This is a genomic window from Billgrantia saliphila (assembly GCF_002930105.1).
In the GTDB taxonomy this organism is placed as follows: Bacteria; Pseudomonadota; Gammaproteobacteria; order Pseudomonadales; family Halomonadaceae; genus Halomonas; species Halomonas saliphila.
In genome coordinates, this window is record NZ_PJRN01000003.1 from 292,973 (window position 1) to 308,270 (window position 15,298).

Sequence of the window (15,298 nt, forward strand, 5' to 3'; positions counted from 1 at the left end):
GGAGAACACCCATGAGCAAGACCACCCATTTCCTCGCCGAGACCGCCCAGGTCGACGCCGCCACCGTTCAGCCGCTGCCCGGCTCGCGCAAGGTCTACATCGAGGGTTCCCGCCCCGACGTGCGCGTCCCCTTCCGCGAGATCGCGCTGTCACCGACCAAGACCTCCGGCGCCGACGAAGCGAACCCACCGCTACTGGTCTATGACACCTCGGGCCCCTACACCGACCCGGCGGCCGAGATCGACTTGCGCCGCGGTCTGCACGAGCTACGCCGCGCCTGGATCGAGGAACGCGGCGATACCGAACGTCTCGACGGACCGACCAGCGAATACGGCAAGCGCCGCGCCAACGACCCGCTGCTCGCCCCGCTGCGCTTCGACCTCAGGCGCACGCCGCGCCGCGCCAAAGCCGGCAGGAATGTCACGCAGCTGCACTACGCGCGCCAAGGCATCATTACGCCCGAGATGGAGTTCATCGCCCTGCGCGAGAATCAGCGCCGCCAAGCGCTAGGGACGGAAGAGGTCGAGCGCATCCTCGGCCACCAGCATCCCGGCCAAGGCTTCGGCGCGCGCCTGCCCGAGGAGATTACCCCCGAGTTCGTGCGCGCCGAAGTCGCCGCCGGCCGCGCCATCATCCCCTGCAACATCAACCATCCCGAGTCGGAGCCAATGATCATCGGCCGCAACTTCCTGGTGAAGATCAACGGCAATCTGGGCAACTCGGCGGTCACGTCCTCCATCGAGGAGGAAGTCGACAAGATGACCTGGGGCATCCGCTGGGGCGCGGACACCATCATGGATCTCTCCACCGGCCAGAACATCCACGAGACCCGCGAATGGATCATCCGCAACTCGCCGGTGCCCATCGGCACGGTACCCATCTACCAGGCGCTGGAAAAGGTCAACGGCGTGGCCGAGGACCTCACCTGGGAGGTGTTTCGCGACACTCTGATCGAGCAGGCCGAACAGGGCGTAGACTACTTCACCATCCATGCCGGCGTGCTGCTGCGCTACGTGCCGCTGACCGCCAAGCGGGTGACCGGCATCGTCTCGCGCGGCGGCTCCATCATGGCCAAGTGGTGCCTCTTCCATCATCGGGAAAGCTTCCTCTATACCCACTTCGAGGAAATCTGCGAGATCTGCAAGCAGTACGACGTAGCCTTCTCACTGGGCGACGGCCTGCGCCCGGGCTCGGTGGCAGACGCCAACGACGAGGCGCAGATGGCCGAGCTCAAGACTCTGGGCGAGTTGACCAAGATCGCCTGGAAGCACGACGTGCAGGTGATGATCGAAGGCCCCGGCCACGTTCCCATGCATCTCGTGAAGGAGAACATGGACAAGCAGCTCGAATACTGTGACGAAGCGCCTTTCTATACCCTCGGTCCACTGGTCACCGATATCGCCCCCGGCTACGACCACATCACCTCGGGCATCGGCGCGGCGATGATCGGCTGGTACGGCTGTGCCATGCTCTGCTACGTCACGCCCAAGGAGCACCTCGGCCTGCCCAACAAGGACGACGTCAAGACTGGCATCATCACCTACAAGATCGCCGCGCACGCCGCGGACCTGGCCAAGGGCCACCCGGCGGCCCAGCGGCGCGACAATGCGCTATCGAAGGCACGCTTCGAGTTCCGCTGGGAGGATCAGTTCAACCTCGGTCTCGACCCCGACACCGCGCGCGAGTACCACGACGAGACCTTGCCCAAGGACTCAGCCAAGGTGGCACACTTCTGCTCCATGTGCGGGCCCAAGTTCTGCTCGATGAAGATCAGCCAGGAGGTGCGCGACTACGCAAGCGAGCATGGGCTGAACGGTGATCAAGAGGCAGTGATGAAAGGCATGGAGGAGCAGGCGAAGAAGTTCCAGGAGCTGGGGGCGGAGCTCTACAAGGAGGTGTAATCTCACTTCCACCTAAACACGCCGGCCTGAAAACCGGCGTGTTTTTTGTTACCGAGCAGGCGACAGCCGTCAAGGCTCGGATGTAGCCTGTAGGGACATGGAAGATTTGGGAGCGAGCCCATGCCTCACCTGCATGTCGCGTTGGTGACCGAGCGCCCCGAAGCGAGCCTGATACCGGTACTGCAGCTGCGCCCACAGGAGGTCGAGCTGGTGCCGTACCGGTCGACGCAGTTGGATGTGGAGCGTCTGGCGATCCTGCTGCGCCATGAGCTGCCCGCGGGTACCGATATACACGTTCATGCCGACATGCCTTCGAGCGCCCCTCAGCGCACCGGCGAATACTTCGACGCTCTCGCCGAGGCGCTCCAGCGCCGGCAGTTCGACGAACCCAACCTGTCGATCACCTACGATCCGGGCAACTGCGATATTCCTACCGCCCTATTGCTGCAGCAAGCCATGCGGCGTTGTGACGCCGATTGGCTATACGTGGACGAAAGGGCCAATGCGCTCTACCGCATGGCCTCGGGTTCCCCTTCCTCCAACCCCGAGGTGCTGGCCATCGAGCCGGTACTGGACATCGATCGTTATCTCCAGGCCAACGGTCGCAAGCGGGTACGCGCCCTTTCCGACGGCACCGAATGGCAGCGAACCTGCGAGCGGCGCAGATCGCTGACGCACTACCTGGCGCAGCATGCCGACCGGCTGGCCGGTCTGCTCGGAGAGCTCAACGACATCGTGCATGGCCCGGGTGGCGTACTGGAACGGCGCGCCCAGCACGCCCCCGTCCTGCGCCAGGGCGCCAGCCGCCAGCGCCTGCATCGTCCGCCCCAGTTCCCCGCTACCGACGCCTTGACCAAGCTGCACGAAGCCGGCCTGTTGCGCTGGACCAGCGCCCAACCGCTGGAGGTGGAGGTGGCCACGCTCGAGGGTGCGCTCTATCTCGGCGGCAGCTGGCTCGCCGAGTACGCCTGGCACAGTGCACGCGAGGCGGGGTTGTCCCAGGTTTGCTGTGGCACCCATATCCTCGACCTGGACGTCGACCGCAACGACCAGCCGGTGATACCGGCCTGTCTGGCCGTCGAGAACAACCGCTTGCTGTTCCTCGAGAGCCTGATCGCGCGCCCCGGGCCGCAGGCTTGCCTGCAGCAGGGCCTGCAGCGCCTGCATGAGCTGCTCAATCATTCGGCCGGGCTCGCCGCCACCCGGCTATTGCTGGCCTGCGGCGAGTTCGACCGGGCCCAGCGGCGCCTGACCGAATTGCAGCGCGCCCAAGGGCCGCGAGTCGAGGTGGTGGAAAGCGGCGACTTGAAGCATCTGCCTGCCCTGCTGGCGCACTGGAAGGAGCATGGCCGCTGGCCGGGCAGCTGAATTTCGCCTTGTCGCGGCACGAAAAACGCCCTCGGCAGAACCGAGGGCGCCAGGCGCGTATCGTTGACGGGCCTCGCTTCAGAAGCGGTAGCGAACCCCGACGCTGGCGGCGTCGAAGGTGTAGTCGGACTTGTCGAGATAGCGCATGTAGTCGGCACCGACCGCCAGGTTGGGAGCGATGTCGAATTCGGCGCCACCGCCGTACGAGAAGCCGCTCTCCTGATCGGTATCGAAGTCCACCTCGGTGAAACCCGCCAGGCCGTAGAGGCGGAACTCCTCGGAAACCGGCAGGATGCCCTTGGCGTAGGCGCCGACCAGATATTCCAGTTCCGTCGGGCCATCGGAACCACCGGTTCCCAAATGGGCCTCGGCGCCAAAGTATTCGGAGAACTGAGCCCCGCCGTTCAGGCGCAGCCCCACGCTGTCACCGTCGGCGCCATGGTCGTAATCGAGATCCCAGAACATCGCATCGGCCCCGACATACGTCCGCGGGTACATGGGCATGCGAGCCTGGTTCTGGCTGCGGTACTGCGAACCCTGGACCTGACGCTGGCCCTGTCCCTGCATCTGCTGGGTTCGCTGCTGCGTCTGTCCCTGCTGTGTTTGCGGCTGTGCTTGCGGTTGCTGGGCCTGGGCGGAGACAGCAACGCCACTGGCGATGGCAACGGCTGCGGTGATGGCTAGCGGTTTCATCTCGCACCTCCATTAAAAAACAGCGTTTCCTTACGTCCAAGCCAAGTTTGGTACAGAGTCTCGCCAGCTGCAAGCGAAGCCCGCCAAGAATGGCAGACGCTCAGTGCGGTGACAGGCTCAGCGCGGTGAAAGACTCAGTGCAACGATCCCGCCCAGGACGATGGTGGCCCCGACGAGCTGGGTCGCCGAGAGCATCTGCCCTAGGACCAGATAACCCAGCAGCAGCGAGGCAACGGGTTCCACGTTCATCACCGGCGCGTTGCGCGCCATCTCCAGCCTCGGCACGCTGATGAACAGCACCGAGAACGCTACGCTGTAGAGCAGCGCCAGTGCCACCAGCGCTCCCCAGCCGGTTCCGCTTCCCGGAAGCGCCATACCGCCCGGAACCAGCTGCAGGGCGCCGGCGGCGAGCATCGCCACGAATACCGTGAGCATGGTCAGCAGGCTGCGCAGGGTGCTGCCCACCGCACCGAGGTGGTGTTCGGTGATCCATAGTGCACAGGAGAAGGCCGCCGCCGCCCCCAGGCCGAACGCCACTCCGGGCAACCATGCCGGACCGAGCGCCTCGGGGCTCGCCAGCCAGGCCGGAACGTCGAGCACCACCACCAGCCCCACCAGGATGACGGTCATGATCAGTGCCGCACGCAGTGTCGGGCGCGGCCCACCCAATGCCCAGGTGAGCAGCGCCAACTGAATGGGAAAGGTATTCATCAGCAGCAGCGCCACGACTACAGGTATGCGCGCCACCGCCGAATAGAGACATAGGCTCTGGACGGCGACCATCAGTCCCGCCAGTAGCTGCCAAGGGCGTGAGCTGGCCGGAATCTGCAAGCGCTTGCCCTGCCATAGGAAGAGCGCCACTAGCACGGTGAGCGCCACAGCCGAACGCACCAGCACGGCGAGCAGCAGTCCGGTACCTTCGTCGAAAGCCAGCCGGGCCGCGACATGGTTGCCGGCGAACAGCGTGGCGACGGAGGCGAGCAGCAATACGGCAACATGGCGCGGCAACAGCAATGCGCTGCCAGGCGCCGCGGTATCGGTCGACATGACGGGTTCCATCGGTTTGGGTGTCGACAGCATGCCAGGATTTTCGATAGACGCCTAATCAAGTGCCGGCTTGATCTGGAACAGGGCTCGCGCTGACACCAGAGTGGTAGACTAAAGTCTTACGTCTATCCTCCCTCTACATTCTCATCATGCGGAGCCCCGATGAACGCTTCGGTACTGGTCATCAACTGCGGTTCGTCGTCGATCAAATATGCCCTGGTGCCGTCAACGCCGGACCAGCCTCGCCTGGCCGGGCTGGCGGAACGCCTGGGCGGCGGCGACGCTCGGCTCAAGGGCATCGACAGCCACGGCGAACCTTTCACGCAGGCGCTCGGCAATGTCGATCACACCCGTGCGCTGGAGGCCATTCTCGATCGCCTGGAAGGGCGCCGGCCAGTCGCGGTGGGCCATCGCATTGTGCATGGCGGCGAGCACTTCACCCGCGCCGCGCTGATCGATGACGCTGTCGTCGAGGCGATCGAACGGACCTCGGCCCTGGCTCCGCTGCACAACCCCGCCAATCTGGAGGGGGTGGCGGCCACGCGACGGCTATTCCCCGATTTGCCCCAGGTCGCTGTATTCGACACCGCCTTTCACCAGTCCCTACCACCGCGGGCCTATCGTTACGCCTTGCCGGATGCGCTCTACCGCGACCATGCCATCCGCCGCTACGGTTTCCACGGCACCAGCCACGCCTACGTCAGCCAGCGCGCCGACCGTCTGGGCGGGTTGGAAGGAGGTGCCTGGCTTACCGCCCATCTGGGCAACGGCTGCTCCACTTGCGCCGTATGGCAGGGTCAGAGCCTCGACACCAGCATGGGGCTGACTCCGCTGGAAGGGTTGGTGATGGGCACGCGCAGCGGCGACGTCGACCCGGGCCTGCACGCTCATCTCTCGCGCCAGCTGGGTTGGTCGCTGGAACGCATCGACGAGGTGCTCAACCGCAACAGCGGCCTGCTGGGCCTGTCGGGTCTGACCAACGACATGCGCGAGCTCGAAGCCGCCGAGGCCCAGGGCCATCCAGGCGCGACGCTGGCCATCGAAGTGTTCTGCTACCGCATCGCCAAGTCGCTGGCGGCTCTCTCCTGCGCCCTGCCCCGCCTCGACGGCCTGGTCTTCACCGGCGGCATCGGCGAGAACTCCGCGCTCGTTCGTGAGCGGGTGATCACCCAGTTGCCCCACTTCGGCCTGCAGCTCAACCGCACCGTCAATAGCGAGACGGTGCGGGGACGCGAGGGTCGCATCGATGCCGGCGGACGCCAGCTCTGGGTCATACCCACCGACGAAGAAGGTCAGATCGCTGTCGAAACCCGCCAGCGCCTGGCCCAGTGAAGGAAGAGACGAACGCATGACGCCACGCCACGTACGACCGCAACCCCAGATCCTGCTCATGGTGCCCACTGGCGTCGGGGTCGGCCTGACGTCCGCCAGCCTCGGGCTGATGCAGGCACTGGACACCATCGGCCTGAAAGCCGGCTTCTTCAAGCCGTTCCGCCAGGATGAACTCAACGGCCCCGGCCCCGACCGTTCTACCGCCCTGGTCGGCAGCACCCTCGGCCTGCGTCCGCCGGCCCCTATTGCCCAGGCCGATATGGAACGCCTGCTGCGCCAGGATCGCCTCGACGTGCTGATGGAGCAGGTGATCGAGTTGCACGACATGGCGCTGGGGGACGACGATGGCTCGGCGCCCGACCTGATGGTGGTCGAGGGCCTGGTGCCCACCGCCCATGGCACCTACGCCACCCAGCTCAACACCCAACTGGCCCACGCACTCAATGCGCGGATAATCCTGGTCGGCAGCGGCGACGCCGCCAGTCCCGAGGCCCTGGCCGAGCAGCTCGACATGCACGCGCGCGCCTTCGGTGGCGTGGGTTCCACACGCACCCTGGGCTGCATCCTGATGCGCATGCAGAATCTGCCTGGCGCCGAGGAGCCGACGCTGGTGCCCGGCGGTACCCCCACCCGACTCGACGACGCCTTTCTCGCCGAGCTGCGCCGCTATTCGCCGGCACTCGCCACCGACCGCTTCCACCTGATCGGCGTGGTGCCCTACAACCCCGCACTGATCGCCCCACGCGTGATCGACGTGGCGCGGGCGCTGAACGCGCGCATGCTCAACGAAGGCGACGCCGCCACCCGCCGGGTACTCTCCACCAGCCTGTGCGCACGCAGCGCCGCCAACGCGCTGCACGTGTTCCGCCCCGGCAGCCTGATCGTGACCTCGGGCGATCGCGACGACATCGTGCTGGCATCGGCACTGGCGACCATGAATGGGGTACCCATGGCCGGCGTGCTACTGACCAACGGCTTCATGCCCAACGACAACATGGTCGAGATGTGCCGGCCGGCGCTGAAGACCGGCATGCCGGTGCTGGCGGTGGACACAGACAGTTTCACCACCGCCAAGAACCTCGGCCGGATGGGCAACGACATTCCCATGGACGACCTGGAGCGCGCCGAGCAGGTGACCCGCTTCGTGGCCGGACATATCGACCTGCAATGGCTCAAGGATCACCTGAGCCGCGGGTTCACGCCGCGCCTGTCGCCGTCGGCGTTCCGTCACGAGCTGGTCAAGCTGGCGCAGCGCGCCAACCGGCGCATCATCCTGCCGGAAGGCAACGAGCCACGCACCGTGGAAGCCGCAGCGATCTGCCAGCGCCGCGGCATCGCCAACTGCGTGCTGCTGGCCCGTCGCGAAGAGGTCGAGGAAGTGGCGCGCAACCGCGGCATCGAACTGCCGGAGGGGCTCGAGATTCTCGATCCCGAGCGAATCCGCCACCGCTACGTGGCGCCCATGGTGGAGCGTCGCCGGGGCAAGGTGAACGAGCTGACGGCAGAAGACCAGCTGCAGGACAACGTGGTGCTGGGCACCATGATGCTGCAACTCGACGAAGTCGACGGTCTGGTCTCGGGGGCAGTGCACACCACGGCCAACACGGTGCGTCCGGCCTTCCAACTGATCAAGACCGCCCCCGGCTACCGCCAGGTGTCGTCGATCTTCTTCATGCTGCTGCCCGAACAGGTGGTGGTTTACGGCGACTGCGCGGTGAATCCGGACCCCGACGCAGAGGCGCTGGCCGAGATCGCCATTCAGAGCGCACGCTCCGCTCAGGCCTTCGGCATCGAGCCGCGGGTGGCGATGATCAGCTATTCCACCGGAGAGTCGGGCAGCGGCGCTGACGTCGACAAGGTTCGCCAGGCCACGCGACTGGCTCGCGAGCAGGCCCCCGACCTGCTGATCGACGGTCCGCTGCAGTACGACGCCGCCGCAATCGAGAGCGTCGGCCGTCAGAAGGCGCCCGACTCGCCGGTGGCCGGCAACGCCACGGTGTTCGTATTCCCCGATCTCAACACCGGCAACACCACCTACAAGGCGGTGCAGAGAAGCGCCAGGGTGGTCAGCGTGGGGCCGATGCTGCAGGGCCTCAACAAACCGGTCAACGACCTCTCGCGTGGCGCCCTGGTGGACGACATCGTCTATACCATCGCGCTCACGGCCATCCAGGCCGCCCAGCGCAATTAAGCCTCCTGCACCTGGACGATCGCCCTGGCCAGGCGCTCGGGGCGGTAGGGTGCAGGATCGATGGCCGGTTCGCGCGCCAGCAGCAGGTCGACCAGCAGCCGGGTAGACGCCGGCGCCAGCACCAGGCCGTTGCGGTAGTGCCCGGCATTGACGTGCAGCCCCTCGATGCCGGGCACGGCGCCGATGAAGGGGATGCCGTCCGGCGCCGCGGGCCGCAGCCCGGCCCAATGATGCTCGACCTCGCACTCGGCCAGGGCCGGCAGCATGGCCACTGCGCTGCGCCACAGCGAGTCGCGGGCTTCCGCGGTGGTGCACTTGTCGAAGTCGGTCTGCTCCAGGGTCGAGCCGACCAGCACGCGACCATCCGAGCGCGGAATCAAATAGCGGCCGTCGGCCAGCACCACCCGCTCAAGCAGCTGCCGACCGCCGGGCATGCTCGGCGTGGCGAACAGCATCATCTGCCCCTTCACCGGACGCACCGGCAGGGCCATGTCGAGCTCCGCCAGCAAGACCCCGCTCCAGGCGCCACCGCACAGCACCACCTGTTCGGCGTCGATACGCCCCCGTGCGGTCATCACGCCCTGCGCACGGCCACGCTCGACGACAAGCCGTTCGACTGCCGTCTCCTCCCTCAGGTTGACGTTGGCCAACGTCTGAAGCCGAGCGCGCAGCGCCCGGCACAGCCTCGGGTTGCGAACACTGCCCAAGGTCGGCATCCATAGCCCGCCGGCAAGGCCCTCGCGCAGCCACGGCTCCTTGGCGTAGACGAACGCCGCGTCGACCGCCTCGAGCGGGCGGTCCTGACGGCGCGCCCAGTCGAAGGCGCGCTCGGCATCGTCCACCCGCAGGTAGAGCAGGCCTTTCTGGCGGTACTCGATGTCGATGCCGGTACTTTCGCGCAGCCGCTCGGCCAGTTCGGCATACTCCCTCTCGGCGCGGTGCGCCAGCGTCGAGACCGGATCGCTGTAACGCCAGGGATAGAGCGGCGAGACGATGCCGCCGCCGGCCCAGGAGGCCTCCCGGCCGCAGCGGCCTCGCTCCACCAGGGTGACGGTATGGCCGGCCTCGGCCAGCTGGCAGGCCGTCAGCATGCCGATGACGCCGCCACCGATGATCAGAAAATCGTTCACGAAGGGCTTCCTCGGGTCGTACCCGCGCGGACGGGCGTACCCGCATGGTACCCAATCGCCGCGCCGAGTTCAGGGCTCGGGACGGTCACATGCTGCAGTGGCGGGATCGGAAACGCGCCAGCCGCCCGGCTCCCATATGACGAAGATAACGAACGCCGTTCTTTCACGCTGGCGCTGGCTGGCCTAGAGTGGAGGCATGTTTCGCAGGAATTCAGGAGGAGTGCCCATGGCGGTTCAAGAGCGGCCCTTGGCCCAAGCTGGCCCCGAGCGACGTGCTCAGCTCACGCTGTTTGCGCGCAATTTCTTCAAGCACCCCCGCATGCTGGGTTCGATCATACCCAGCTCCCCGTTCCTGGTCCGGCGCCTGCTGGAGCGGGTGGACTGGGCGCGTGCCCGCGTGGTCGTCGAGTACGGCCCCGGAGTCGGCACCATCACTCGGGAGATTCTGAACCGCCTGCACCCCGACGCCACGCTGGTGGTGATCGAGACCAACGACGATTTCGTCGAATTCCTCAACCGTTCGCTGCACGACCCGAGGCTGAAGGTCATCGCGGGGTCGGCCGAGGACATCCAGGAACAACTGGACCAACTGGGCTTGCCGCCCGCCGACTATGTGCTGGCCGGGCTTCCCTTCAGTACCATGCCCGCCGAATGTCGCGAACGTATCCTCTCGGCCAGCCGGGAAGCGCTGGGGCCGGGAGGCGCCATGCTGATCTACCAGTTCTCGCCCCGGGTCTCGTCCGATCTGCGCCAGACCTTCTCCCGGGTGGAGAACGATTTCGAACCGATCAACGTACCGCCGGCACGTCTCTACTACTGCCACAAGTGAACTGCCCCAAGGGAATCCCTGACGAGCCGGCAACGCCGCCGGCTCTCGCATCGCCAGCCTGCTCGCCTTGCCTGGCCGTTGGCCACGCTCGCGCTGGCCCATGGCCGGGAAACGGCATATCCTCGTGGGTTCGATAGTCACGAACCCAACGGAGAACCCAATGCCCGGCCTGCTGCCCGATGTCGATCCCGATGGCCTGCTCGAGTACTCGGTGGTCTATACCGACCGCTCGCTCAACCATATGTCCCGCCGTTTCCAGGGCGTGATGCGCGATGTCTCGGCGACCCTCAAGCAGGTCTATGGCGCCCACAGCGCGGTGATCGTGCCCGGCAGCGGCACCTTCGGCATGGAGGCCGTGGCGCGCCAGTTCGCCACCAACCAGCACTGTCTCATCGTGCGCAACGGTCAGTTCAGCTACCGCTGGTCGCAGATCCTCGAGATGGGCGCCATCGCCGAATCCACCATCGTGCTCAAGGCAAGCCGCCTGGATCCGAACGATGCCGAGTCCCCCTTCGCCCCCGCTCCCATCGAAGAGGTCGAGCGCACCATCCGCGAGGAGCGCCCTGCCGTCGTCTTCGCTCCCCATGTCGAGACTTCCGCCGGCATCCTGCTGCCCGACGAGTATCTCAAGCGGGTGGCATCGGCCGTTCACGAGGTCGACGGCCTGTTCATACTCGATTGCATCGCCTCCGGCACGCTGTGGGTCGACATGCGCGAAACCGGCGTCGACGTGCTGGTCAGCGCTCCGCAGAAGGGCTGGAGCGGCCTGCCCTGCTGCGGCATGGTGATGCTCTCCGAGCGGGCCCGGGAGCGCATCGAGCACACCGTCAGCACCAGCTTCGCCTGCGACTTGCGCAAGTGGCTCGCGATCATGGAAACCTACGAGAGCGGTGGCCACGCTTACCACGCCACCATGCCCACCGATGGCCTGGCCCGGCTACGCGATATCATGCAGGAGACCGCCGAGTACGGTTTCGACCGGGTGCGTGGCGAGCAGCTCGCCCTGGGCGAAGGGGTGCGGGAACTGCTTGCCCGCTACGGCTACCGCAGCGTGGCGGCGCCAGGCTTCGAGGCCCCCGGCGTGGTGGTCTGCTACAGCCGCGATCCAGGCGTTGTGGCCAAGTTCGCCGAGGCCGGCATTCAGGTCGCCGCGGGAGTACCGCTGATGTGCGACGAAGGGGAGTCCTTCCAGGCTTTCCGGATCGGTTTGTTCGGGCTGGACAAGCTGCACCATCGCGAGCGCAGCCTGGCCACCCTGGATGCCGCGCTCGAGCGTATCGCCTGATCCCAAGCCAGTCGTGGGCGGCCCTCCGGCCGCCCCGTTCGTACCGGTCAGTTCAGATCAGGTCCAGTAGCCACTCACGCCACGTGGCATCATGCCCAGGTTATTCTCCACCGATTTCACCCCCGGGGTGTTCTCGGCCGCCACCTGCACGGCCATTTTCTCCTCCTGGCTCTCCACCAAGCCCCAGAGCTGTACCGCTCCATCGGTGACGATCACGTTGATACGATCGACCCACACACCGGTGTTCTCGTCCACCTCCTGAAGGATGGCGTCGCGGATCTCGCGGTCGTCGACGCTCACCGGCGTCGCGGTATCCGGCGCCGTGGCGGAGAAGCCGCGCAGCAGGTTGGCACGGCTGACGATGCCCACCAGCTTGCCGTCGCGCACCACCGGCACCCGCTTGATGTGCTCCTTCTCGAGCAGCCTGGCCACGCGATGGAGCGGCTCGTCTTCCTCGATGGTGATGGGATCTGGCGTCATGATCTCGCGCGCGCGGCGGGCGTGTGACTTGACGTATTCGTTGGCGCTATCGCCGCCGGCGAATATTCGCAGCCACCAAGATTTGCGCCGCCCCTCGTCGCTCTCGACACGGCGCATGAGGTCCCCTTCGCTGACGATGCCGAGTACGCGCTGGGCATCGTCCACCACGGGTACTGCGCTGATGTTGTGCTCGAGCAGAAGGCGTGCGATTTCCTGAACTTCCGTCTCGGGCGAGACGGTGATGACCTGAGGGGTCATGACATCGGCAGCTAGCATCGTGGCATCTCCGAGTGGTATCTCAGAAAAGGGAAACGACGGTCATCTACTAGAAAGCTAGACCGACTTGGGAGGGCTCACAAACACGCTCACCATTCCAACGTTAGCAGAGCGCTTTCCCTGGGTTGGATCTACCGCAACATAAGCCCGACAAGGTCATGTCGAGTCAGTCCTGGGCTTCCTCCCGCTCGGCCTCGGTATCGCCCCCTTCCTCGTGCACCTTGACCACGTCGACGATGCGCGAGCGGCTCATCACGATTTTCCAGCGCATCACGAGCGGCTCGCTAATTCCACCCTGTTCACGGATCACCAGGTTGAGCAAGTGGCGTTTTTCGACCGACTCACGTGCTACCTGGCCATCCTTGAGCCGATATATCTGGTGGCTGCCCTTGTCCATCAGTCGGGTCAGCGGCGTCAGGTCGAGTGACAGGGTTTCGCGGGTTTTCTCGTAGCCGCTAAGAAAACGCGTGGGCGACATGCGCGAGCTCGAGCGGTAGTGCAGCACCACTTCCTCGCGCTGAGCCACGTTGCGCTTGCGCACCCGCTTGATTTGTTCGTCGAGCCTGCCGAAGCGCTTGTAGTCGAACCACTCGAGCTGACGCCCCACCAGGGCGTTGCTGGTGGCATCGAAGTATTGCCGGCGCCATTTCGGTCGCCCCTTGCGCAGCCAGCGCCACAGAGTGTTGCGCAGGTCGTCCTTGAACACCTCGCGCATGGCATAGAGCAGCGCCATGGTCAGCACGAATAGCGCGGTGATGTTGCCCAGCGCATCGCGGGCTTCCAACAGGCCCAGCGAGACGAAGATCATTACCAACCCGGTGGCCAGCCCCTTGACCGCCTTCTGTTCGCCCCCACCCAGCTCCTGGGTAGTCTGTTTCAGCGTCACGGGGTACTCGATGAGCCGACGCAACAGACGCATCTTGTTCGACATGCGGGTCGGATCGTGCAACACCCGCTGGGCGTTGTACTCCTCCCGCTCGCGGTGCTCGCTCTCGTCCTGGCAAATCGCCAGCAGACGCTCGCGAATGGCCCGATAGTCGCGTCCCCGTGGCAAGTGCGCCACCAGCGCCAACAGGCGTTGTTCAGTAAACCACGACAGGTAATTGTCGATGTTGGCGTAGTACTTGTGCAGGCTGTCGTCCCCCGGCCGGTTGCGCCGCAGACGACGCAGAATCCCCTGGGCCAGCTCGCACAGTTCCTCGAGTCGCACATGCAGGTCATTCGCCTGCGCCTCGCCCTCTTCAGCATCGGCGGGTGTGTCGTCCGGTCGGCTCCTTTCATCGGCGCGCCGCCCGGCCCGCTGCAACTCGCGGGCGGTGTCGAGCAGGGTCTGAGTGGCGCGATCGAGCGCCACCACGTACTGGTAGGCGTAGAGACTCAGGCTCAGCCGGTACTGCCCGCTGCTCAGCCGGCCACGACTCGCCAGGCGGCTGAGCACCAGCGGCAGATGATGCTTGTCGCTGTAGTAGGTGCGCTTGACGTGGATGGCGCTGTAGTAGAATTCGCTCTCGGAGATGACGTGATCGTTGAGCCCGAGCTCGCCGGGCACGAACAGGAAGAGCTCCAGCCGATGCGACGTCTCCTCCTGCATGACGCGAGAGATCTTGAGATGAAAGCTGTCCTTGCGCTCGACGGTGATCACGTCGTCGCCGCTCCTGTTCCATGGTCTGCTGGCTCATGCCTTCTATCGATGGTACTGCCTAAGCCGGCCCCCGGCCACGCCGCAACAGGCGAGGAGATCGCGTATAACGCTTGCCGCCGAGCGTTCAGCCGGTCTGCCGCACGACCAGCTCAACGGGCAGGGAGACGTGACGCGGCGGCTTTCCGGCCACGGCGTCACCGAGCAAATTGACGCTCTCGTTGGCGAGCGCGGCGATATCCTGCCGTACCGTCGTCAGTCGCGCCGCCAGTGTCGGCAGGTCGTCGAATCCGGTGACCGCCACCTGGCCCGGGACATCGATACCGTAATCCTCCAGCGAGGCCAGGCAGCCCAGGGCCAATTCATCGGTTTCGCATACCAGTGCATCGAAATCCGGCATGACGCCTCCCGCCAGGCCGGCCAGCCGTCGGCTCAGGTGGCGATACGCCGTGAGGGCGGCATCGTGGCAGTGAGGTACGCTGATTGCCTGAGGCGCCAGGCCGGCCTCGGCCAAGGCGTGCCGATACCCCTCCAGGCGTCGCTGGCCCAGGGGCTGTTCCAGTTCGTCACCCATGAACACGATCCGCCGACGGCCGCCGGCGATCAAATGACGGGTGGCCAGATAGAGTCCGTGACGATCGTCCGGCGCCACCGAGAAGCCGTCGCCGGGCTCGCCCACGCGCACGAAAGGCACCTGCCGCTCGCGCAGCAGCGCCGGACGCGTATCGTCGGGAAACTCCCCCAGCAGAATGGCGGCGCCGGCGCGCTCGGGCAGTGTCGTCGTCTGGTCGTGGGCAAAGAAAATGGGCACCGTGCCCTGGCGGTGGAGCGCCAGGGTCAGGTGTTGGTAGAGCAGAATATAGTAGGGACGCAGATCGATATCCTGGCGGCCCAGTGAGATGCCGACCACCGCGGCCTTGCCGCTGATAAGCTGGCGGGCAGCCGCGCTGGGGCGATAGTGAATCTCGCGGCTGATCGCCAGGATATGTTCGCGCAGGGCCTCGCTGATGCCCGGCTTGCCGTTGAGTGCCCGGCTGACGGAGGCAATGGACACCTCCGCACGCCTGGCAATCTCCCGTATGGTCGCCGTCTTGGGCGCTGCTCTGGTCATGTCCTGTCTCATTGTC

12 protein-coding genes are annotated in these 15,298 nt (G+C 65.8%); 6 read left to right on the forward strand and 6 right to left on the reverse strand.

What is annotated here, in order from left to right; translation table 11 throughout:
* Nucleotides 1–11: 11 nt before the first annotated feature.
* Nucleotides 12–1,901 (forward strand): phosphomethylpyrimidine synthase ThiC, encoded by a 1,890-nt coding sequence (thiC, locus tag CYJ07_RS05050; protein WP_104202585.1) that lies wholly within the window; start codon nucleotides 12–14, stop codon nucleotides 1,899–1,901.
* A 120-nt stretch (nucleotides 1,902–2,021) separates the two neighbouring features.
* Complete coding sequence (locus tag CYJ07_RS05055) at nucleotides 2,022–3,269, forward strand: PDDEXK family nuclease (protein ID WP_104202586.1); 1,248 nt, start codon at nucleotides 2,022–2,024, stop codon at nucleotides 3,267–3,269.
* A 78-nt stretch (nucleotides 3,270–3,347) separates the two neighbouring features.
* On the opposite strand, the gene CYJ07_RS05060 is transcribed toward CYJ07_RS05055, so the two are convergent.
* Together CYJ07_RS05060 and CYJ07_RS05065 are read right to left on the reverse strand one after the other, a co-directional pair.
* Nucleotides 3,348–3,962, reverse strand: coding sequence for a porin family protein (locus CYJ07_RS05060; RefSeq protein ID WP_104202587.1), 615 nt, complete (start codon nucleotides 3,960–3,962; stop codon nucleotides 3,348–3,350).
* A 117-nt stretch (nucleotides 3,963–4,079) separates the two neighbouring features.
* Nucleotides 4,080–5,009: a DMT family transporter gene (locus CYJ07_RS05065; RefSeq protein ID WP_104202588.1), complete on the reverse strand. Its 930-nt coding sequence runs from the start codon at nucleotides 5,007–5,009 to the stop codon at nucleotides 4,080–4,082.
* A 162-nt stretch (nucleotides 5,010–5,171) separates the two neighbouring features.
* On the opposite strand from CYJ07_RS05065, the gene CYJ07_RS05070 reads away from it, so the two are divergent.
* Both CYJ07_RS05070 and pta read left to right on the forward strand, forming a co-directional pair.
* Nucleotides 5,172–6,341 (forward strand): acetate/propionate family kinase, encoded by a 1,170-nt coding sequence (locus CYJ07_RS05070; RefSeq protein WP_104202589.1) that lies wholly within the window; start codon nucleotides 5,172–5,174, stop codon nucleotides 6,339–6,341.
* Between the two features lie 16 nt (nucleotides 6,342–6,357).
* Complete coding sequence (gene pta, locus CYJ07_RS05075; RefSeq protein ID WP_104202590.1) at nucleotides 6,358–8,532, forward strand: phosphate acetyltransferase; 2,175 nt, start codon at nucleotides 6,358–6,360, stop codon at nucleotides 8,530–8,532.
* Here pta and thiO read toward each other — a convergent pair.
* Complete coding sequence (gene thiO, locus CYJ07_RS05080; RefSeq protein ID WP_104202591.1) at nucleotides 8,529–9,662, reverse strand: glycine oxidase ThiO; 1,134 nt, start codon at nucleotides 9,660–9,662, stop codon at nucleotides 8,529–8,531. The genes pta and thiO overlap by 4 nt on opposite strands.
* Nucleotides 9,663–9,888: 226 nt before the next feature.
* Between thiO and CYJ07_RS05085 the strand changes: the two genes are divergently transcribed.
* Both CYJ07_RS05085 and CYJ07_RS05090 read left to right on the forward strand, forming a co-directional pair.
* Nucleotides 9,889–10,491 carry a class I SAM-dependent methyltransferase gene (locus CYJ07_RS05085; RefSeq protein ID WP_104202592.1) on the forward strand — a complete coding sequence of 201 codons (603 nt, stop codon included), beginning with the start codon at nucleotides 9,889–9,891 and terminating at the stop codon, nucleotides 10,489–10,491.
* A gap of 160 nt (nucleotides 10,492–10,651) precedes the next feature.
* On the forward strand, nucleotides 10,652–11,776 hold the full coding sequence (locus CYJ07_RS05090) for an aminotransferase class V-fold PLP-dependent enzyme (RefSeq protein ID WP_104202593.1): 1,125 nt from the start codon (nucleotides 10,652–10,654) through the stop codon (nucleotides 11,774–11,776).
* A 57-nt stretch (nucleotides 11,777–11,833) separates the two neighbouring features.
* On the opposite strand, the gene CYJ07_RS05095 is transcribed toward CYJ07_RS05090, so the two are convergent.
* The 3 genes from CYJ07_RS05095 to CYJ07_RS05105 form a co-directional block, all read right to left on the reverse strand.
* A complete protein-coding gene (locus CYJ07_RS05095; RefSeq protein WP_104202594.1) occupies nucleotides 11,834–12,532 on the reverse strand; it encodes a CBS domain-containing protein in 699 nt (232 codons plus the stop codon).
* Between the two features lie 166 nt (nucleotides 12,533–12,698).
* On the reverse strand, nucleotides 12,699–14,174 hold the full coding sequence (locus CYJ07_RS05100) for a hypothetical protein (RefSeq protein ID WP_104202595.1): 1,476 nt from the start codon (nucleotides 14,172–14,174) through the stop codon (nucleotides 12,699–12,701).
* A gap of 124 nt (nucleotides 14,175–14,298) precedes the next feature.
* Nucleotides 14,299–15,282, reverse strand: a complete 984-nt coding sequence (locus CYJ07_RS05105) for a LacI family DNA-binding transcriptional regulator (protein WP_231489537.1) — start codon at nucleotides 15,280–15,282, stop codon at nucleotides 14,299–14,301.
* Nucleotides 15,283–15,298: the final 16 nt, after the last annotated feature.

What these genes read in the sequence shown, in the direction of transcription:
- thiC (WP_104202585.1), top strand. Translation starts at nt 12, where the DNA reads ATGAGCAAGACCACCCATTTCCTCGCCGAGACCGCCCAGGTCGACGCC.
- CYJ07_RS05055 (WP_104202586.1), top strand. Translation starts at nt 2,022, where the DNA reads ATGCCTCACCTGCATGTCGCGTTGGTGACCGAGCGCCCCGAAGCGAGC.
- CYJ07_RS05060 (WP_104202587.1), bottom strand. Translation starts at nt 3,962, where the DNA reads ATGAAACCGCTAGCCATCACCGCAGCCGTTGCCATCGCCAGTGGCGTT.
- CYJ07_RS05065 (WP_104202588.1), bottom strand. Translation starts at nt 5,009, where the DNA reads ATGTCGACCGATACCGCGGCGCCTGGCAGCGCATTGCTGTTGCCGCGC.
- CYJ07_RS05070 (WP_104202589.1), top strand. Translation starts at nt 5,172, where the DNA reads ATGAACGCTTCGGTACTGGTCATCAACTGCGGTTCGTCGTCGATCAAA.
- pta (WP_104202590.1), top strand. Translation starts at nt 6,358, where the DNA reads ATGACGCCACGCCACGTACGACCGCAACCCCAGATCCTGCTCATGGTG.
- CYJ07_RS05085 (WP_104202592.1), top strand. Translation starts at nt 9,889, where the DNA reads ATGGCGGTTCAAGAGCGGCCCTTGGCCCAAGCTGGCCCCGAGCGACGT.
- CYJ07_RS05090 (WP_104202593.1), top strand. Translation starts at nt 10,652, where the DNA reads ATGCCCGGCCTGCTGCCCGATGTCGATCCCGATGGCCTGCTCGAGTAC.
- CYJ07_RS05095 (WP_104202594.1), bottom strand. Translation starts at nt 12,532, where the DNA reads ATGCTAGCTGCCGATGTCATGACCCCTCAGGTCATCACCGTCTCGCCC.
- CYJ07_RS05105 (WP_231489537.1), bottom strand. Translation starts at nt 15,282, where the DNA reads ATGACCAGAGCAGCGCCCAAGACGGCGACCATACGGGAGATTGCCAGG.